We start from the raw sequence: 19,079 nt of genomic DNA, 5'->3' as shown, positions 1-19,079 counted from the left end.
ATCGTTCGCGAGGCGCAGTGCGAAGATCTCTCGATCAAGCTGGGCGATCGGAGCTTCTCTCGTCGCAACGCCTGGATGCTGAAATTGATCCTCGCATTTCGATGCGAACTGGTCTTTGTCAAACGACGTCAGGCAGTGGGAGACATAGGATGCGGAAATGCACCATGGCGGACAGGGTGGGATTCGAACCCACGGTACGCTTTCACGTACACACGCGTTCCAGGCGTGCGCCTTAAACCACTCGGCCACCTGTCCTTCTTGGGCGTTCGCGCCTGGATAGGAGCAAATCGTCGGAACGGCGCGATATATACCGATGAATTTTTGTCGATCAACCGAAATCTAACAGTTTTTTGACTTCTTCAGATAAAACTCGCCTGCGCCCGTCCATTGTGCTTCACCCCATCGACGACTATGTAATTCTCAAGGTGGAGAATGGCGCGGCCGGCCGGGATTGTCCGGCATAACGAGCGTCGGAGGAATTGATGCGTTTCCTGTTGCGTCTGGCCAGCCTTGTCGCGCTTGCGGCGGCCGTTATTGCCGGGACCATCGATTCGATCCAGTCGGTTGCGGCGTCCTCAGTGGTGGTGACGCCGATCTCCGATGCCTGGCAGGATGTCAGCCCGGCAACTCTCACATCGCTGCAATCCTCCCTTTCCTATTATATCCACCCGCGCTTCTACGCTTTCATTTTCCAATGGCTGATGCTGCAGCCGGCTTTTGCCGTTTTCCTGGTGATCGCGCTGCTTCTCTGGATGATCGGCTATAAGAAGCCGCCGGTGGCCGGTCGCTTCACCGCATAGGCAAGCCGTTTTGGCACAACGGCCGGTCGGGACTCCGATCGGCCGCAATGTTTCCCTCAGCCCGGCAGGGCTGTCGGATTGGCTGGAAATTTCGCATCCCGGCGGCGGAAATGTCTAAAAAACAGCCCCTGGGAACGGATTTTCGGCAATTGCTGCAAATCTTTACCGCCTGAAAAATTTCTGGTGAATTTTTCCGTGAGCCATGCAAGGATGCGCCCAGCCAGGCCTCCGGGGGGAGGTCGGTGGTTCCGCAGACATGTCCGGAAAGGACTTGCGGGAGGACCCCTAACGAATAGCAACAACAGGGCTGCACAATGAAAAAATCCCTTCTCACTCTCCTTGCCGTGGCTGCCATGTCGACGACGGCGCTTGCCGCCGATGTCAAGCCGGCCCTGGTTTACGGCACCGGCGGGAAGTTCGATAAGTCCTTCAATGAGGCGGCCTACAACGGTGCCGAGAAGTTCAAGGCCGAGACCGGCATTGCCTATCGCGACTTCGAACCGACCGGCGACACCCAGGGCGAGCAGGCCATCCGCAACTTCGCAAGCCGCGGATTCAATCCGGTGGTTGCCGTTTCCTTCGCCTGGACTTCGGCCATCGAGAAGGTCGCAGCCGAATTCCCCGACACCAAGTTCATCATCGTCGACTCCGTCGTCGACAAGCCGAACGTCCGTTCGGTCGTCTACAAGGAAGAGGAAGGCTCCTATCTCGTCGGCATTCTCGCCGGCATGGCCTCCAAGACCGGCAAGGTCGGTTTCGTCGGCGGTATGGACATCCCGCTGATCCGCAAGTTCGAATGCGGCTATGAGCAGGGCGCACGTGCCGCCAAGGCCGATGTCGAAGTTTTCCAGAACATGACCGGCACCACGGGTGCGGCCTGGAACGACCCGGTTCGCGGCGGCGAACTCACCAAGAACCAGATCGATCAGGGCGCCGACGTGATCTACGCCGCAGCCGGTGCCACCGGTCTCGGCGTTCTGCAGACCGCCGCCGACAACAAGAAGTTGTCGATCGGCGTCGATTCCAACCAGAACCATCTGCATCCGGGCTCCGTCCTGACCTCGATGGTCAAGCGGGTCGACCTCGCCGTCTACAACGCCTATACCGACACCAAGAACGACAAGTTCACCGGTGGCGTACAGGCGCTCGGCGTCAAGGAAGACGGTGTTGGCGCCGCGATCGACGACAACAACAAATCGCTGATCACGCCGGAAATGCAGGCGGCCGTCGACAAGGCCAAGGCCGATATCATCGCAGGCACCATCAAGGTTCACGACTATACCTCGGACAACGCTTGCCCGAAGTGATCCGCGCCCTGATGTAATCGACGATTGAGATCGGGCGTATGGCGGAGGGGATTTTCGCCATGCGCCCTTTTCTTATTTGGAGCCTGCAGTGACAGATAAGCCCGCTATCGAGCTTGTCGGCATCGACAAGAAATTCGGTGCCGTCCATGCCAACAAGGACATCAACCTCACCGTTGCCAAGGGGACGATCCACGGCATCATCGGTGAAAACGGCGCCGGCAAATCGACGCTGATGTCGATCATCTACGGTTTTTACCATGCCGACAGCGGCGAGATCCGCGTCAACGGCAATCCCGTCACCATCCGGGACAGCCAGGCGGCGATCGCCACCGGCATCGGCATGGTGCACCAGCATTTCATGCTGGTCGACAATTTCACGGTGCTCGAGAATATCATGCTCGGCGCCGAAGGCGGCATGCTGCTGGCGAGAGGCGTCGCATCGGCCCGCGCCGAGCTCAAGCGGCTGGAAACGGAATACGGCCTCGAGGTCGATCCGGACGCCTTGATCGAAGAGCTGCCGGTCGGCCTGCAGCAGCGCGTCGAAATTCTGAAAGCCATGTATCGCGGCGCCGAGATCCTGATCCTCGACGAGCCGACGGGCGTGTTGACGCCGGCAGAAGCCGATCACCTTTTCCGCATCCTGAAGGTGCTGCGCGATCAGGGCAAGACGATCATCCTCATCACCCACAAGCTGCGCGAGATCATGGCGATCACCGACACGGTCTCGGTCATGCGCCGCGGCGAGATGGTCGCGACCCGCAAGACGGCGGAAACCACGGTGGAGGAGCTTGCCGAGCTGATGGTCGGCCGCCGCGTGCTGCTGCGCGTGCAGAAGGGCGAGGCAAATCCCGGGGCTGCCGTGCTCTCCGTCCGCAACCTGACGGTCAAGGACAATCGCGGCGTCACCATGGTCGACAATGTCTCCTTCGACGTGCGCGCCGGCGAGATCGTCGGCATAGCCGGGGTTGCCGGCAATGGCCAGTCCGAATTGCTGGAGGCGATTGCCGGCATCCGCAAACCGGCCTCCGGGGAAATCCTTCTCGACGGCCAGACGATCGACAAGGCCGATCCCGCCCGTCTGCGTGAGCTCGGCCTCGCTCATATTCCCGAGGACCGCCATCACATGGGCCTGGTGCTGAAATTCGAGGAGTATGAGAATTCCGTGCTCGGCTATCACCGCCGCCCGGGCTACAGCAAAGGCCCGCTGCTCGATCTCGACGCGATCCGCAAGGACGCGATGGAAAAGATCGAAAAATACGACATCCGCCCGCCGAACCCGCGGCTGAAGACGGCGAACTTCTCCGGCGGCAACCAGCAGAAGATCGTCGTCGCCCGCGAAATCGAGCGTGATCCGAAGATGCTGATCATCGGCCAGCCGACACGCGGCGTCGATATCGGCGCCATCGAATTCATCCACCGCCGGATCATCGAAATGCGCGATGCGGGCAAGGCGATCCTGCTCGTTTCCGTCGAGCTCGATGAAATCCGCGCCCTTTCAGACCGTATCCTTGTCATGTTTGCCGGCCACGTGGTCGGCGAAAAGACGCCCGATGCCGGTGAACAGACCCTCGGCCTGATGATGGCCGGCATTGCCGCGTGAGGCCTATATGAGCACTGCATCAGTTCCGCTGCCAAACTGGATCAGTTACGGCCTGATCCCGCTTTTGAACCTCCTCGTCGCTTTCCTGATCTCCGGCTTCGTCGTCTGGCTGATCGGCGAGAGCCCGCTTGCTGCTCTGTCGCTGCTGCTTGAAGGCGCGCTCGGCAATGGCGAAGGCATCGGCTTCACGCTGTACTACGCGACGAGCTTCATCTTCACCGGCCTTTCGGTCGCCGTGGCGATCCATGCCGGTCTCTTCAACATCGGCTCGGAGGGTCAGGCCTATCTCGGCGGTCTCGGCTGCGCCCTGGTGGCGCTTTCGCTCGATCGTTACGTGCCATGGTATGTGACGATGCCGGTGGCGATCGTCGGCGCCGGTATCTTCGGCGCAGCCTGGGCCTTCATTCCGGCCTTCCTGCAGGCAAAACGCGGCAGCCATATCGTCATTACGACGATCATGTTCAACTATATCGGCGCGGCGCTGATGGTGTACCTGCTGGTGCACGTGCTGATCGTGCCCGGCAAGATGGCGCCGGAAACCCGCACTTTCCTTGAAGGCGGGCAATTGCCGAAGCTCGGCTGGATCATGCAGCTGTTCGGCGCCAAACTCGGCGCCGCTCCCTTCAACATCTCCTTCATCATCGCCCTGCTCGCCGCCTGGTTTGTCTGGATACTCATCTGGCGTACCAAGCTTGGCTTTGAAATGCGCACGCTCGGCGTCAGCCCGACGGCGGCCGACTATGCCGGCATTCCCTACGCGCGTATCGTCATCATCGCCATGCTCATCTCCGGCGCACTCGCCGGCATGATGGCGCTCAATCCGGTCATGGGCTCTTCCGCCCGCCTGCAGGTGGAATTCGTCGGCGGCGCCGGCTTCGTCGGCATCGCGGTCTCGCTGATGGGCCGCAATCATCCGCTCGGCATCATCTTCGCCGCGATCCTCTTCGGCATCCTTTACCAGGGCGGCGACTGGATCTCCTTCGAAATGCCGAACATCACCCGCGAGATGATCCTGGTCATCCAGGGTCTGGTGATCCTGTTCGCCGGCGCGCTGGAATATATGTTCCGGCCGGCGATGGTGCACCTCTATCAACAATTCAAGCGGGCCTGAGGAGCGGACGATGGATTATTACGACATCTTCATCAGCGTTCTGAGCTCGACGATCCGCCTGTCGATCCCGCTGATTTTTACCGCTCTCGCCGGTCTGTTTTCGGAGCGCGCCGGCATCTTCGATATCGGCCTGGAGGGCAAGATGCTGGGCTCGGCCTTCGCCGCCGCCTGTATCGCCTATCTCACCGATTCCGCCTGGCTGGGTCTCGGCGCCGGCATCGTCTGCTCCGTGGCGCTCAGCCTGGTGCACGGCTTTGCGTCGATCACCAATCGCGGCAACCAGATCGTCTCGGGTGTGGCGATCAACTTCTTCATCGCCGGCATCACCATCGTGCTCGGCCAGGCCTGGTTCGGCCAGGGCGGGCGCACGCCGCAGCTGTCGCCAGAGTCGCGTTTCGCGCCGATCATCCTGCCGGGTGCCGATGCCGCCCGCGACATACCGGTCCTCGGCCCGCTCTACGCCAACGTCATCTCCGGCAACAATATCCTGACCTATCTTGCCTTCCTCGCCGTGCCCTTCTCCTGGTGGGTGCTTTACCGCACGCGCTTCGGCCTCAGGATGCGCGCCGTCGGCGAAAATCCGGGTGCGGTCGATACGGCAGGCATCTCGGTCGCCTGGCTGCGCTATCGCGCGGTCATGTGCGCCGGCATCCTCTGCGGCTTTTCCGGCACTTATCTGGCGATTGCCCAGTCCGCCGCCTTCATCAAGGACATGTCGGCCGGCAAGGGCTATATCGCGCTCGCCGCCCTCGTCTTCGCCAAGTGGAAGCCGGTGCCCGTGATGTTTGCCTGCCTGCTCTTCGGCTTCCTCGACGCACTGGCCAATTTCATGCAGGGCAAGCAGGTGCCGTTGATCGGCGAGGTGCCGGTTCAGGTCTTCCAGGCGCTGCCCTATATCCTCACCTGCGTCCTGCTTGCCGGCTTCATCGGCGTAGCGATCCCGCCGAAGGCCGGCGGGGTGCCCTATACGAAGGAACGTTGATCATGTCCCACGATCTGTTCGAAGCCGCCCGCGGCGCCATGGCCTTTGCCCATGCGCCCTATTCGAAATTCCCGGTCGGCGCGGCGATCCGCGCTGAGGACGGCAAGGTCTATACCGGCGCCAACATCGAAAACCTCTCCTTTCCGCAAGGATGGTGCGCCGAGCCGACGGCGATCGGCGCCATGATCATGGGCGGCGCCAGGAAGATCGTCGAAATGGCTGTGATTGCCGAGAAGCTGCCGCTCTGCCCGCCCTGCGGCGGCTGCCGCCAGAAGATCTCCGAATTCGCCTCCAAGGATACGAAGATCTATCTGTGCGATGAGGCGGGCGTGCGGAAGACCATGACGATGGAAGAGCTTCTTCCCTTCAGCTTCGAGACCGAACTCGGATGAAGGCGACGGTCGATCTGCTCGCCGCATTGCTCGGCGCCATCAAGCCGCGCCACGGCATCGTGCTCGGCTCCGGTCTCGGCTCCCTGGTTGGGCAGCTGGAAGGCGCCGTCCGCATTCCCTATCGCGACCTGCCGGGCTTTCCCGTCAGCGCCGTCTCCGGTCATGCGGGCGAGATCGTCGCCGGCCGTCTTGGCGGCGAGCCCGTCGTCATGCTCTCCGGCCGCGTCCATTATTACGAGAAGGGCGATGCCAATGCCATGCGCCTGCCGATCGAGGTGCTGAAGGCGCTCGGCGTCGAAGCGCTGATCCTCACCAATTCGGCCGGATCGCTGCGCGACGACATGCCGCCGGGCTCGGTGATGCAGATCACCGACCATATCAACTATTCCGGCATGAACCCGCTGATCGGTGAGGAAAGCGATCATCGTTTCGTCGGCATGACCAACGCTTACGATGCCGGCCTCGCTGCGGCGATGCAGAAGGCAGCGGCAAAGCTCAAGATCGAGCTGGCGCAAGGTGTGTACATGTGGTTCTCCGGCCCGAGCTTCGAAACGCCGGCCGAAATCCGCATGGCGCGCATCCTCGGCGCCGATGCGGTCGGTATGTCGACGGTGCCTGAGGTCATCATCGCAAGAATGCTCGGCCTCAGGGTTGCCGCCGCTTCGGTTATCACCAACTATGGGGCAGGCATGACCGGCAATGAGCTCAGCCATGAAGAAACCAAGGACATGGCGCCCATCGGCGGCGCCCGTCTCGCCGCCATACTGAAAGAGATGATTGCGGCCAGAACAGGATGATTTTAGGCCGGGTCGGCCTAAAGTCTGAATCCTGTTCTACATTAAATAGCGAGAGCATGATGTCATGAGAAAACCGCTCACACTTTTCGGCATCATGCTCTAGAGGAAGTAAAGATGAATAGCCACTCCATCCGGGAAACGGCGGCGGTCGCCCTTTCCCTTCTCGATCTGACCAATCTCAAGGACGATTGCACCGAGGCGCAGATCGATGCGCTCTGCACGCGCGCGCAGACGCCCTACGGCAACAGCGCCGCGATCTGCATCTGGCCGCGCTTTGTCGCCCAGGCCCGCAATATCCTCGGCACTGGCCACGCCGTGCGGATCGCCACCGTCGTCAATTTCCCCTCCGGCGATATGGAAGTCGCCGATGTCGCCGCCGAAACCCGTGAGGCGATTGCCGACGGCGCCGACGAGATCGATCTGGTCATCCCCTACCGCAAGCTCATATCAGGCAATGAGAAGGCGGTGACCGACATGGTCAAGGCGGTGCGCGCCGAATGCACCGGTCCCGTCCTGCTGAAAGTCATCATCGAGACCGGCGAGCTGAAGGATGCGGCATTGATCCGCCGCGCCTCCGAGCTCGCCATCGAAGCCGGCGCCGATTTCATCAAGACCTCCACCGGCAAGGTCGCCGTCAACGCGACGCTCGAAGCCGCCGACATCATGATCCGCGCCATTCGCGAGAGCGGCCGCAAGGTCGGCTTCAAGCCGGCCGGCGGCATCGGCTCGGTGGCGGATGCCGCGCTCTATCTGAGCCTGGCCGAAACCATCATGGCGCCCGACTGGGCGATGCCGTCGACCTTCCGCTTCGGCGCCTCCGGCCTGCTCGACGATATCCTGGCGGTTCTGAGCGGAACACAGTCTGCACCTGCTGCGGCATCGAGCTATTGAAATGATCCCGCAGGAGATCATCCGGCGCAAACGCGACGGCGACGAGCTCGACCCCGCCGATATCCGGTCCTTCATCGCGGCCCTCGCGGCCGGTCACCTGTCGGAAGGCCAGATCGGCGCCTTCGCCATGGCCGTCTGGTTCAAGGGCATGTCGCGCGAGGAAATCGTTGCCTTGACGCTGGCGATGGCCGATTCCGGCGATCGGCTGCAATGGGCGGATATCGACCGCCCGATCGCCGACAAACATTCGACCGGCGGCGTCGGCGACAATGTTTCGCTGATGCTGGCGCCGATTGCGGCCGCCTGCGGTCTCGCCGTTCCGATGATATCAGGGCGTGGCCTCGGCCATACCGGCGGCACGCTCGATAAGCTCGAGTCCATTCCCGGCTATATGATCACCCCGGATGCCCGCCTGTTCCACAAAGTCGTGAAGCAGGCGGGATGTGCCATCATCGGCCAGACCGGCGCCCTGGCGCCGGCCGATGGCAGGCTCTATGCCGTGCGCGACGTGACCGCGACCGTCGATTCCATTCCCCTTATCACCGCCTCCATCCTGTCGAAGAAACTGGCGGCCGGGCTTCAGACCCTGGTGCTCGACGTCAAGGTCGGCAATGGCGCCTTCATGGCCGACCGCGCCCAGGCGGAGATCCTGGCGCAGTCGCTGGTCGAGGTGGCCAATGGTGCGGGTGTCACGACATCGGCGCTGATCACCGACATGAACCAACCGCTCGCCGATGCCGCCGGCAATGCCGTTGAAATGCGCAATTGTTTGGATTTCCTGGCCGGTGGGAAGGCGGACACGCGGCTCGAAACCGTCGTTCTGGCCTTCGCCGCCGAGATGCTGGTGACATCGGGCATTGCCCCTTCCTCTGAGGAAGGCGAGGGGATGGCGCGTCGGGCGCTGTCATCGGGGAGGGCGGCCGAGGTTTTCGCGCGCATGGTATCCATGCTCGGCGGCCCGGCCGATCTCATCGAAAACCCAGACAGGTACCTCGCCAGGGCGCCGGTGGAAAAACCTGTCCCGGCCGCCCGGTCCGGCTGGCTTGCTGGCTGCGATGCGCGCGGTATCGGCGTCAGCGTCATCGATCTCGGCGGCGGAAGACGCCATCCGGCCGACCGGATCGACCATCGCGTCGGCTTCTCCGAACTCCTGCCGCTCGGCACCCGCGTCAGCGCGGGCGAACCGATCGCACTGGTTCATGCCGCCGACGATGCTGCCGCGCAAAGGGCAGCCGCCGCACTTGCCGCGCACTACCGCATCACCGAGGAACAGCCGGAGCTGTCGCCGGTGATTTCGACCCGGATCTGACGCGGTTTACTGCTTCAGGCTGAGCGAACCGTCGGCGACGGAATAGGAGGCGAGTTTCTGCAGAAAGCTCATGCCGACCAGCGTCGTCGTCAGCGCGTTGTCCTTGAGCACGAAGGCTTCGACCTCACGCACGCGAATACCGCCGATTTCGACCCGGTCGAGCATCACATGCGCCGCCTTGGTCTGGCCGTTTGCGGTGTTGACGCCGTAGCGGAAATCGAGCTGGTTGGCCGTGTAACCGAGGCGGCGGGCGAGCGTCTCGTTAAGCGCGACATAGGTGGCGCCGGTATCGATCAGGCCCTGCACCGGCTTGCCGTTGATCTTGAAGCTGCCGGTATAATGGCCCTGCGCATCCGCCTGCAGGCGGATAGCATTGCCGGCGGACACCGGCGCGGGTGCGGCGGGCTTGTCGCTTTCGGTCGAGATGTAATTGGCGGAAAGAGCGTCGGCAGGCTGCTGGCCGGTGCTTCCGAAGAAGGAAGGTGCCTGTGTGGCCAGCACCGCGGCGATGCTGGCGAATATGACGGTACGCACGAGCATGAAACAGAAATCCTTCCTGTATAAACCCCGCTTCATGCGGGGCTCCATGCTTCGAGATTGCTAAACCTCAAGTGCTGACAAGTTGCTAATATCGACAAGGAAAAGGCCCGGAACGAACCGTCCGGGCCATAAAGTCTTTCGATTTGGTAAAAGAAGGCTGAAGTTATTTGGTGCCGTACATACGGTCGCCGGCATCGCCGAGGCCGGGCATGATATAGCCCTTCTCGTTGAGATGACTGTCGATCGAGGCGGTGAAAACCGGAACATCGGGATGGGCGGCGCGGAAGTTCTGTATGCCCTCAGGGGCGGCGAGCAGGCAGAGGAAGCGGATGTTGTGGGCGCCGCGTTCCTTGAGCTTGTCGATCGCCGCGATCGAGGAATTGCCGGTCGCCAGCATCGGGTCGACGACGATGATCAGGCGCTCGGCCACATCTTCAGGCGCCTTGAAGTAATATTCGACCGGCTGCAGCGTCTCATGGTCGCGGTAGACGCCGATATGCGAGACGCGGGCGGACGGGACGAGATCGAGCATGCCTTCGAGCAGCCCGTTGCCGGCGCGCAGGATCGAGGCGAAGACCAGCTTCTTGCCTTCGAGGATCGGCGATTCCATCGTCTGCAGCGGCGTCTCGATCGTTGCCATCGTCAGTTCGAGATCGCGGGTCACTTCGTAACAGAGGAGTGTCGAGATTTCGCGCAGCAACCGGCGGAAACTGCCCGTCGATGTTTCCTTGCGCCGCATGATGGTGAGCTTGTGCTGCACCAGCGGATGATCGATGACCGTGACGCCGTCCATGGGGAAGCCTTTCATTCTTTCTGTCGAATGTTTCTTTCACGGAAATCGGCCCGACCGCAAGAGTGGCGGCAAATTTGCACCGATCTTCCCCAGCCTCGCTCAACATTTGGCTCTCAAAGCCGGGCGAGCAGGACCTTGCGTGTGTCTCCGTCGACGAAGGCGGCTTCGATCGCCGTTCGCGTCATGGCATCGATCTCGGCGTCGCTGAATCCGAAAGCCTCGGCGGCCAGTTCGTATTCCCGCGCAAGCGAGGTATGAAAGAAAGGCGGATCGTCCGAGCTGATCGTCACCCGCACGCCGGCTTCCTTCAGCTGGCGCAGCGGATGGGACGTGAAATCGGAAAAGACCCCGAGCGCGATATTGGAGCCTGGGCAGATCTCGAGCACGGTACCGAGATCGGCAAGCCGCTTCACCAGATCGAGATCCTCGATGGCGCGCACGCCATGGCCGATGCGCGCGGGGCGCACCGCATCGAGCGCGTCGGCGACGCTGAAGGCGCCGCAGACCTCGCCGGCATGGATGGTGAGCCCCAGTCCGGCATCGCGGGCGATGTCGAAGGCCCTGATATAGTCGGCGACGCGCCCCATCCGCTCCTCGCCGGCAAGGTTGAAGCCTGTTATCAAAGGGTTGCCGGCCTTTGCCGCGTATTCGGCAGCACCAATCACACTCTCCGGACCGAAATGCCGCTCGCCGGTGACGATCAGCCGCGCCTCGATGCCGCTCTTTTCCCTGGCCCGCCGGATGCCTTCGCAGACACCCGCGATATAGGCGTCGGCGCCGAGCCCGATGCGTTTGCCATGGTCGGGCGAAACGATCAGTTCGCTGTAGATCGTATTGATGCCGGCGAGTTCGTCGAGATAGGTCTCGGTCAGAAGCGCATAGTCCTCCTCGGTCCTGTAGACCTCGGAAACCTTGTCGTAACATTCGAGGAAGCTCGCGAAATCATGCCAGACATAGGCGCCGCCGCGAAGCTCGCTGCTGATATCGACGCCGTATTTACGTGCCTGCGCCTCGGTCAGTTCAGGAGGTGCCGCACCCTCCAGATGGCAATGCAGCTCGACCTTCTTCAAATGCGATGTCACAGAAAGCTCCTTCCATGCGGTCCGGCCGGAATGCCGAGATGGCGGGCGATGCTCTCGCCGATATCGGCATAGCTGCGGCGCACGCCGATCGAACGCGATCGGATGCCGGGGCCGTAGGCAATGACGGGCACGCGCTCGCGCGTATGGTCCGTGCCGCGCCAGGTCGGGTCGCAGCCGTGGTCGGCGGTGAGCACGACGAGATCGCCCGGCTTCAATTTCTTATGGACGTCGGCCAGGCGCGCGTCGAAGGCTTCGAGCGCCGCGGCATAACCCGGGACATCGCGGCGATGGCCGTAAATCATGTCGAAATCGACAAAATTGGTGAATACGAGATCGCCGTCTTGGGCCTCGTCGATGGTGGAGAGCGAGGCATCCATCAGCGCTTCGTTGCCGTTCGCCTTGATGACCCTGGAAACCCCTTGATGCGCGAAGATGTCGCCGATCTTTCCCACAGCGTGCACGTGCCTGTTGTGTTCGATCAGCCGGTCGAGCAGCGTCGGCTCCGGCGGCAGCACCGAGAAGTCGCGCCGGTTTCCGGTGCGCTGAAAGGTAGAGCTGGAATGACCGACAAAGGGCCGGGCGATGACGCGGCCGATATTATAGCGATCGAGCAGTCCGCGCGCTGTGCCGCAGAAGGCGAGCAGCCGATCGAGGCCGAAATGCAGCTCATGCGCCGCCACCTGGAAGACCGAATCCGAGGAGGTGTAGCAGATCGGCTTGCCGGTGCGGATATGCTCTTCGCCGAGCCGGGCAATGATCTCGGTTCCGGAGGCATGGCAGTTGCCGAGAATGCCCGGCACGCCTGTCTCCCTACAGAGCGCCTCGATGAGCTCCTCGGGAAAGGCGTCGCCCTCTGTCGGGAAATAACCCCAATCGAAACTGACGGGTGTTCCTGCGATTTCCCAATGGCCTGACGGCGTATCCTTGCCGCGGGAGATTTCGCTGGCGGCGCCGTAAATGCCGTAGACCTTCTCCGGGATCGGCATGCCGGCTGGAAACCGGCCGGAGGCGGAGCGGGCGATCTGCATCAGCCCGAGTTCGGACATATTGGGCAGGGAAAGCGGCCCGCTGCGCAATCCGGCGCGGTCTCCGGCACCCGCCGCGCAGAACTCGGCGATATGGCCGAGCGTATCGGCGCCCTCGTCGCCATAGGCCGCCGCATCCGGCGCGCCGCCGACGCCGAAGGAATCCAGAACGAAAAGAAAGGCACGTGCCATTTTACACCCGAGAGAGCCGATCGCCAGCCTCTGGAAATGTCAGAGGCGGCAGAGCCTCACGCATATAATGCTGCGGCCGGCTTGGCAAATTCGGGACGAGGCAAAAGCGGCGTCAGCAGTCGCCGCAGGGGATCGAGTCGCCTTGCCGCTGGCGGTAGAAATAGCTGCGGCTGATGGTGATCGTGCGCATGCCGTCCGGCATGAAGTTCGGCGCAAACAGGAACATCGTATAGGGGATGCTGAGCTCGGTGCGAACCAGGAAGCTGTTCGCCGTCTTCATATCGGACGGCACGTTGGACACGGCGGTGTTCTTGGCATAGGGCACCGTCCCGTCCTGCGCCCAGGACCAGAGCACCTTCGCATTGGCGCCGGCGTCGACGGTGATCCCGGTGATCTTCAGCGTCAGCGACGTCGTGTTGTAGGGCACGAAGATCGAGTTTGCGACCGACGGCATCTGCGCGAGCGCGCTCTTGGTGACGGATTGCTGCTGGGTGACGAGGTCGGCCACCGTGCCTGCCGCGCGTGTCGCCCGCTTGCTGACGCTGAGGCCGATGGTGATCTCGAAAGCGCCGATATAGAGCATGACGAGCACGGGAAAGAGGATCGCGAATTCGATCGCTCCGGCGCCCTTGCGGTCTCGGGCCAGCCGCCGCGCCGTCAATACCAGCCTGGTGAACGGGTTGCGCAGCGCCATTATGGATACTGCTCGTTCTGGAAGGCCGCAGTGGCGACGATCAGATAATAATTCGGCATCGAACCGTCGGAGGGCCGTATCGTCGTGATATAAGGCCGGACCAGATCCGTGATGATTTCCCAGCGGTAGTAGGCGCGGACCATGTTGATCGTGCCGGCGCCGCCCGGCGTATATTTGAAGGCCGCCGTGTTGATGTCGGCATATTTGGCGGTGGAGAGCTTGGGAATTGTCGTCGGAATGGCCGAGAAGGTGCTGAACGTCTGCACATCCACGTAGAGCTTGCTCGGCGTAGCCGCTTCGCTCGTCGAGCAGCGGATCAGGATCGAAATCTCATCGCAGAAAGCCTGACGGAACTGCGTCTGGTTCATATCGGTCGTGCGGCCGAGATTATAGGTGATCTGCCCGGTTCGCATCTTGCGGCTCATCGTATCGACGGCGTTGGAGACGAGTTCCTCGGCAGCAAAGGCGACAAAGGTTTCGAGGATGGCGAAGATCACCAGGAAATAGGGAATGGCGAGCAAGGCGAATTCGATCGCCGCAGCCCCCTCGCGCGAGCGGGCGAGAGCGCGAAACCGCAAGAATCGGAACGGCGCTGGGGAGTGCGCCTTATCCGTCTTCTGATCAATTGCCGTCATTGCCTGGACCCGAGCGACATTCTCTGTCCGCCACACTAGGGTCCGTTCGTTGATTTTCCGTTTCAGTCTGACGCGACGATTTTAACGAATGGCCGAAGAAGTGAGGGAAAGCCGATCAGGGGGAGGTGGTGCCGGTCGCCGCCTGCTGGGCGTGCTGCTCGCAGTTCGGCGTGCAGGACAGCACGGAGCGTTCGGTCTGCCGGTAAACGCGCACCGTATTGCCCTCATCGATCGACACCAGAATGCGCTCGTCGAGGATGGCATTGCCGTCGGCATCAAGCAGCACCAGATTGGTGGTGCCGAAGCTGCGTCCTGTCAGCACGATGGTCTTGGCGTCGGCGACGGTCGCATCGGCGACCTTCGCATTGCCGACGATGACCTTGCTGACAGGGCGATCGAGCTTCAATACGCGCGCGTGATCCATATAGACACGCAGCATGTCATCGTCTGCGGCCGCGGAAACTCGCGAAACACCGAAAGCGGCGATCATGCCGGCAAAGAAAATGGTTTTGCCGCTCGATGACATTTGGTCCTCTTTCACGATCACAGCGCAATATCGACATAGAATGGAAAAAAATGGTGAACGAAGCCTTAAGCCAGCAGCCTTGTTCCGGAATGAGGCGCGATGATCCGATATGGCACGGCCTCTGAGGCGCACGCGGCGGTTGGACATCGTGCTATGTGCTATTTTCGGATGAATGCAGGTGGTATAGCGGGAATATTGTTAAATATAGAGGTAAGCCCGTAAGAAAATACTTACTCTACAAAGGCATGTTGTCTCGTTCAAATCTCGTTAACTCTTTTCCTTAAGTCGATAGAAACGCCCATTCGCTAGGTTGCAGTCATCCGATCAACGGCAACAGTTGGCGGACGTGCTGAACATCAACTGGAGTTAGGAGTTACCATGACCAAGCTTTTTAGCCGTTTTCTGAAGGACGAATCCGGCGCGACCGCAATCGAATACGGCCTGATCGCCGCTCTCATTTCCGTAGCGCTCATCACCGGCGCAACGGCCCTCGGTGGCAAGATCGGCAACACGTTCAACGGCTTGAGCACCAAGATGGACGGCGCCACTTCGGCGGCCAACTAAGATAAGCGCTGCCGACGCGGCATCTGCCTAATACCGGCCGAATTTGCTTCGGCCGAACTATCGAGCGGGCTCACAGGCTGAACGGCCGTGAGCCTTTTCGCATCAAGTCAGGATCGGGTATACGCATGATCGCAGCTGCAGTCTTCGTGATACTGCCACTCTGCCTGGCCATGGCGGCCTTCTCGGATCTGTTCACAATGACGATCCCGAATCGCGTTTCCTTGATCCTCATCGCCTCCTTCTTCGTTCTCGCGCCCCTTTCCGGCCTTGGCTTGCAAGCGATCGGCATGCATATCGCCGCAGCCGCCATCGTCTTTTCCGCCTGTTTCGCTCTTTTTGCCTTCAATGTGATGGGCGGCGGCGACGCCAAGCTGTTGAGCGCCACGGCGCTCTGGTTTGGCTTGAACGAATCCCTTCTTTTCCTGATGACCGATGTTGCCATCATCGGCGGCTTCATCACCTTGCTGATTCTGCTGGTCAGAGCGCAATCGAACACGATCCTCGCCATCGGCCTGCCGGTGCCGAATTCGGTCCTGTTCGCCAAGAAGATCCCCTACGGCATCGCCATCGCGATCGGCGGCTTCATGGCCTTCCCGTCCTCGCCGCTCTTCCTCACCACGCTGGAAAGCCTGAAATAACGGCATTTTAAATGACCGTTAACTTAAAATGTAAGCGTTCCATTAACCATAATTATACCAATTGCTGAGCATTCTACGGGGCGAACATATCGTGCCCTGAGGAATGATCGATGAAACCGGCCCGCCTTATAATCCTAGCTGTCGCCCTGGTGGCAGCCGGCCTCGCCGGCTTCCTGGCGATGCAAATGGCGGGCAGTGGCGGTGTGGTCACCCAGGTTCAGTCGGTCATCGAGAAGGAACCGACCGTCAACATCCTCGTCTCGAGCGCCAATCTGGCGGTCGGCGAAAGGTTGAGCGACCAGACGGTTCATTGGATGCCCTGGCCGCAGGGCGGCGTCGTCCCGGGCCTCATCACGGAAGCCGAGAAGCCGGACGCCATCAAGGATCTGCAGGGTGCCGTCGTGCGCCTGCCGATCTTCGAAGGTGAGCCGATCCGGCCGGAAAAGGTCGCCGATTCCAATAGCCGCATCCTTTCCTCGCTGCTGCCGGCCGGCAAGCGCGCCGTCGCGACCGAAATATCGGTGGCGACGGGCGCCGGTGGTTTCATCCTGCCGAACGACCGCGTCGACGTCATCATGGTCCGCAAGGGCGCCGAGGCCAACAAGCTCATCACCGAAACCGTACTGAGCAATGTCCGCGTCCTCGCCATCGACCAGCAGATCCAGGAAAAAGACGACGGCTCGAAATCAGTGGTCGGCACCACCGCCACGCTTGAGCTCACGCCGGATCAGACGAAGGTTCTCGCCGTCGCCCAGCAGATGGCGGACCGGCTGTCGTTGGCGCTGCGTTCGGTCGCCGATGCGCAGGAGCAGGATACCAGCGCCGCCGACTATCTGCTGAGCGGCGACAACGGCAGTGCGATCATCCAGGTTATCAAATCGGGCGCCATCGTTACCGATGCCGGCGCAGCGCCGAAGGCGGAGTAAGAGGACGTGCAAATGGGCAATTCAAAGCGGCGCGCCAGGCTTCTCCTGAAAGGTTGCCTCTCGCTGGCAGTCGGCGTCTCCGGTATTGCGCCGGCCTCTTTCGCGCCGCTTCTAGGCTCAGGCGAGGCGCGTGCCGAATCCGAAAACCTGGTCCGCATCTCGCAGACTGGCCGCGATGCCCACCGCCGGCTGAAGCTCGGGCTGAACAAGGCCGTCGTCGTCGATCTGCCCGAGGATGCGCATGATATCCTCGTCTCCGATCCGACCATGGCCGACGCCGTCACCCGCACCTCGCGGCGCATCTACCTGTTCGGCAAGAAGGTCGGCCAGACGAATATCTTCGTTTTCGGCGCCGGCGGACAGGAGATCGTCAATCTCGATATCGAGATCGAGCGTGACGTGTCCGGCCTCGAAGTCAATCTCCGCCGCTTCATTCCAGACTCCAACATCAACGTCGAAATCGTCTCCGACAACATCGTGCTGACTGGCACCGTGCGCACGCCGCAGGATGCCACACAGGCGGCCGATCTGGCGCAGGTCTTCCTGAAGGGCGGCGAAGCGACGACCAGAACCGAGACGGCATCCGGTACCGGGGGCGACAGTTCGGTGGCGCTCTTTGCCGAAGGCCGTCAAGCCTCGCAGGTCGTCAACCTGCTGCAGATCGAGGGCGAGGACCAGGTTACCCTCAAGGTGACGATCGCCGAAGTCCGTCGAGAAGTGCTGAAACAGCTCGGCTTCGACAATCTGGTTTCCAATTCTTCCGGCATGACGGTTGCCCAACTCGGGACCCCCAGCGCCGACAGCGCCGCTTCGACGGTTGGCGGCGGGCTGGCGGCGCTTTTCAAGAGCTCGATCGGCAAATACGACATTTCGACCTACCTCAACGCGCTGGAGCAGGCCAAGGTCGTCAAGACGCTTGCCGAGCCGACGCTGACGGCGATATCGGGCCAGGCGGCGACCTTCAATTCCGGCGGGCAACAGCTGTATTCGACGACCGACAACGACGGCAACGTCACCGTCGTGCCGTTCAACTACGGTATCAACCTCGCCTTCAAGCCGGTCGTGCTCTCATCGGGACGCATCAGCCTTGAGATCAAGACGAATGTCTCCGAACCGGTCGCCGGCAGCGGCAACGCCACCTATCAGCGCCGCTCGGCGGAAACCTCGGTGGAACTGCCCTCGGGCGGCTCGATCGCGCTGGCCGGCCTGATCCGCGACAACGTCTCGCAGACGATGGGCGGCACACCCGGTGTTTCGAAAATACCGCTGCTCGGCACGCTCTTCCGCCAGAAGGGTTTCGAGCGTCAGGAAACCGAGCTCGTTATCATCGCGACGCCCTATCTGGTGCGTCCGGTGGCGCGCAATCAGCTCAACCGGCCGGACGATAATTTCAGCCCTGAAAACGACGGTGCGACCTTCTTCCTCAACCGTGTCAACAAGGTCTATGGCCGCCGCGAGGCGCCCGTGGCCGATGCGCAGTTCCACGGCTCGATCGGGTTCATCTACAAATGAGCGGGGCACGGTCGGCAGCAATGGAAGAGAACAGAGATCAGGCGATGACCCATATCAATTCGACGACACCCCGCCTCGGAATCTCGAAGGCGCTGCTGGCCGCAGCCGGCGTTTCGGCGGTGATCCTTTCCGGATGCGCCGGTCCGCACGACCAGCTGACAACAGGCGGCATTCCCGACGACTATCGCGCCCGCCACCCGATCATCGTGACCGAAGCGGAGCAGACGGTCGATATACCCGTCGCCTCCACCGATCGCCGCCTGACCATTGCCCAGCGTGATCTCATCCGCGGTTTTGCCGCAAACTACATCGCCCGCGCCTCGGGTCCGGTTTACGTGCTGTCGCCGCAGGGTTCGCCGAATTCGGCCGCCGCCTATCAGCTGCGCAATCAGGTCCGGGCCGAGCTGGCGAGGAGGGGAATTGCAAGCTCGAAAATCGTCAACACCTCCTATGCCGCGGTCGGCCCCGGCGACGCGGCGCCGATTCGGCTGAGCTTTACCGGCACCACTGCGGTGACCACGCAGTGCGGCCAGTGGCCGAAGGACATCTCGAACGATTTCACCAATCAGAATTACTATAATTTCGGCTGCGCCTCGCAGAACAACCTCGCGGCCCAGATCGCCAATCCTGAGGATCTGGTGGCGCCGCGCGGCATGACCCCGATCGACGCGCAACGGCGCAACAATGCGATCCAGGAATACCGCACGACGACATCGACGATCGAGGATGTCGCCGGCAGCGACAGCAGCTTCTGAGACGGAAC

The 19,079-nt window shown here is 61.7% G+C and carries 21 protein-coding genes and 1 tRNA gene; 14 read left to right on the top strand and 8 right to left on the bottom strand.

What is annotated here, in order from left to right; translation table 11 throughout:
- Positions 1-165 precede the first annotated feature (165 nt).
- Positions 166-255, bottom strand: a tRNA-Ser gene (locus QMO80_RS12005).
- A 227-nt stretch (positions 256-482) separates the two neighbouring features.
- Here QMO80_RS12005 and QMO80_RS12000 point away from each other — a divergent pair.
- The 9 genes from QMO80_RS12000 to deoA all read left to right on the top strand — a co-directional run bounded on the left by QMO80_RS12000 (position 483) and on the right by deoA (position 9,189).
- Positions 483-800 (top strand): hypothetical protein, encoded by a 318-nt coding sequence (locus QMO80_RS12000; RefSeq protein ID WP_003589247.1) that lies wholly within the window; start codon positions 483-485, stop codon positions 798-800.
- A gap of 314 nt (positions 801-1,114) precedes the next feature.
- Positions 1,115-2,107, top strand: coding sequence for a BMP family protein (locus QMO80_RS11995; protein ID WP_064835792.1), 993 nt, complete (start codon positions 1,115-1,117; stop codon positions 2,105-2,107).
- Positions 2,108-2,195: 88 nt separating this feature from the next.
- Positions 2,196-3,707 carry an ABC transporter ATP-binding protein gene (locus tag QMO80_RS11990; RefSeq protein ID WP_283196812.1) on the top strand — a complete coding sequence of 504 codons (1,512 nt, stop codon included), beginning with the start codon at positions 2,196-2,198 and terminating at the stop codon, positions 3,705-3,707.
- A 7-nt stretch (positions 3,708-3,714) separates the two neighbouring features.
- Complete coding sequence (locus tag QMO80_RS11985; protein WP_283196811.1) at positions 3,715-4,818, top strand: ABC transporter permease; 1,104 nt, start codon at positions 3,715-3,717, stop codon at positions 4,816-4,818.
- Positions 4,819-4,828: 10 nt separating this feature from the next.
- On the top strand, positions 4,829-5,800 hold the full coding sequence (locus QMO80_RS11980) for an ABC transporter permease (RefSeq protein WP_283196810.1): 972 nt from the start codon (positions 4,829-4,831) through the stop codon (positions 5,798-5,800).
- Positions 5,801-5,802: 2 nt separating this feature from the next.
- Positions 5,803-6,192, top strand: coding sequence for a cytidine deaminase (locus QMO80_RS11975; RefSeq protein ID WP_283196809.1), 390 nt, complete (start codon positions 5,803-5,805; stop codon positions 6,190-6,192).
- Entirely contained in the window at positions 6,189-6,989 is an 801-nt protein-coding gene (locus tag QMO80_RS11970; RefSeq protein ID WP_283196808.1) for a purine-nucleoside phosphorylase, read from the top strand. The genes QMO80_RS11975 and QMO80_RS11970 overlap by 4 nt, the downstream gene beginning before the upstream one ends.
- A 114-nt stretch (positions 6,990-7,103) precedes the next feature.
- Positions 7,104-7,880, top strand: a complete 777-nt coding sequence (gene deoC, locus QMO80_RS11965) for a deoxyribose-phosphate aldolase (RefSeq protein WP_283196807.1) — start codon at positions 7,104-7,106, stop codon at positions 7,878-7,880.
- A gap of 1 nt (position 7,881) precedes the next feature.
- A complete protein-coding gene (deoA, locus tag QMO80_RS11960; RefSeq protein ID WP_283196806.1) occupies positions 7,882-9,189 on the top strand; it encodes a thymidine phosphorylase in 1,308 nt (435 codons plus the stop codon).
- Positions 9,190-9,195: 6 nt separating this feature from the next.
- Here deoA and QMO80_RS11955 read toward each other — a convergent pair whose 3' ends face one another.
- From QMO80_RS11955 to QMO80_RS11925, 7 genes are all read right to left on the bottom strand, one after another.
- The gene (locus QMO80_RS11955) at positions 9,196-9,765 is read right to left on the bottom strand and encodes a TIGR02281 family clan AA aspartic protease (RefSeq protein WP_283196805.1); all 570 of its coding nucleotides are present in this window, start codon (positions 9,763-9,765) and stop codon (positions 9,196-9,198) included.
- 127 nt (positions 9,766-9,892) lie between these two features.
- The gene (gene upp / locus QMO80_RS11950) at positions 9,893-10,522 is read right to left on the bottom strand and encodes a uracil phosphoribosyltransferase (protein WP_049734167.1); all 630 of its coding nucleotides are present in this window, start codon (positions 10,520-10,522) and stop codon (positions 9,893-9,895) included.
- A gap of 113 nt (positions 10,523-10,635) precedes the next feature.
- Positions 10,636-11,604, bottom strand: a complete 969-nt coding sequence (locus tag QMO80_RS11945) for an adenosine deaminase (RefSeq protein WP_283196804.1) — start codon at positions 11,602-11,604, stop codon at positions 10,636-10,638.
- Complete coding sequence (locus QMO80_RS11940; RefSeq protein ID WP_283196803.1) at positions 11,601-12,821, bottom strand: phosphopentomutase; 1,221 nt, start codon at positions 12,819-12,821, stop codon at positions 11,601-11,603. The genes QMO80_RS11945 and QMO80_RS11940 overlap by 4 nt, the downstream gene beginning before the upstream one ends.
- A 112-nt stretch (positions 12,822-12,933) precedes the next feature.
- On the bottom strand, positions 12,934-13,515 hold the full coding sequence (locus tag QMO80_RS11935) for a TadE/TadG family type IV pilus assembly protein (RefSeq protein ID WP_283196802.1): 582 nt from the start codon (positions 13,513-13,515) through the stop codon (positions 12,934-12,936).
- Positions 13,515-14,150, bottom strand: coding sequence for a TadE/TadG family type IV pilus assembly protein (locus QMO80_RS11930; RefSeq protein ID WP_283196801.1), 636 nt, complete (start codon positions 14,148-14,150; stop codon positions 13,515-13,517). The genes QMO80_RS11935 and QMO80_RS11930 overlap by 1 nt, the downstream gene beginning before the upstream one ends.
- 115 nt (positions 14,151-14,265) lie before the next feature.
- Complete coding sequence (locus QMO80_RS11925; protein WP_283196800.1) at positions 14,266-14,676, bottom strand: pilus assembly protein N-terminal domain-containing protein; 411 nt, start codon at positions 14,674-14,676, stop codon at positions 14,266-14,268.
- 378 nt (positions 14,677-15,054) lie between these two features.
- On the opposite strand from QMO80_RS11925, the gene QMO80_RS11920 reads away from it, so the two are divergent.
- The 5 genes from QMO80_RS11920 to QMO80_RS11900 all read left to right on the top strand — a co-directional run bounded on the left by QMO80_RS11920 (position 15,055) and on the right by QMO80_RS11900 (position 19,071).
- Positions 15,055-15,240: a Flp family type IVb pilin gene (locus QMO80_RS11920; protein ID WP_012559574.1), complete on the top strand. Its 186-nt coding sequence runs from the start codon at positions 15,055-15,057 to the stop codon at positions 15,238-15,240.
- 125 nt (positions 15,241-15,365) lie between these two features.
- The gene (locus QMO80_RS11915; RefSeq protein WP_283196799.1) at positions 15,366-15,878 is read left to right on the top strand and encodes a prepilin peptidase; all 513 of its coding nucleotides are present in this window, start codon (positions 15,366-15,368) and stop codon (positions 15,876-15,878) included.
- A 110-nt stretch (positions 15,879-15,988) separates the two neighbouring features.
- Positions 15,989-16,804 carry a Flp pilus assembly protein CpaB gene (cpaB, locus tag QMO80_RS11910; protein WP_283196798.1) on the top strand — a complete coding sequence of 272 codons (816 nt, stop codon included), beginning with the start codon at positions 15,989-15,991 and terminating at the stop codon, positions 16,802-16,804.
- Positions 16,805-16,816: 12 nt separating this feature from the next.
- Positions 16,817-18,316, top strand: coding sequence for a type II and III secretion system protein family protein (locus QMO80_RS11905; RefSeq protein WP_283196797.1), 1,500 nt, complete (start codon positions 16,817-16,819; stop codon positions 18,314-18,316).
- The gene (locus QMO80_RS11900) at positions 18,313-19,071 is read left to right on the top strand and encodes a CpaD family pilus assembly protein (RefSeq protein WP_283196796.1); all 759 of its coding nucleotides are present in this window, start codon (positions 18,313-18,315) and stop codon (positions 19,069-19,071) included. Before QMO80_RS11905 ends, QMO80_RS11900 begins: the two co-directional genes overlap by 4 nt.
- The last annotated feature ends 8 nt before the right edge of the window (positions 19,072-19,079 follow it).

The organism is Rhizobium sp. BT03, assembly GCF_030053155.1.
Taxonomy (GTDB): Bacteria; Pseudomonadota; Alphaproteobacteria; order Rhizobiales; family Rhizobiaceae; genus Rhizobium.
Note: the sequence above shows the minus strand (reverse complement) of the source record. Positions and strands in the feature narration are given on the sequence as shown.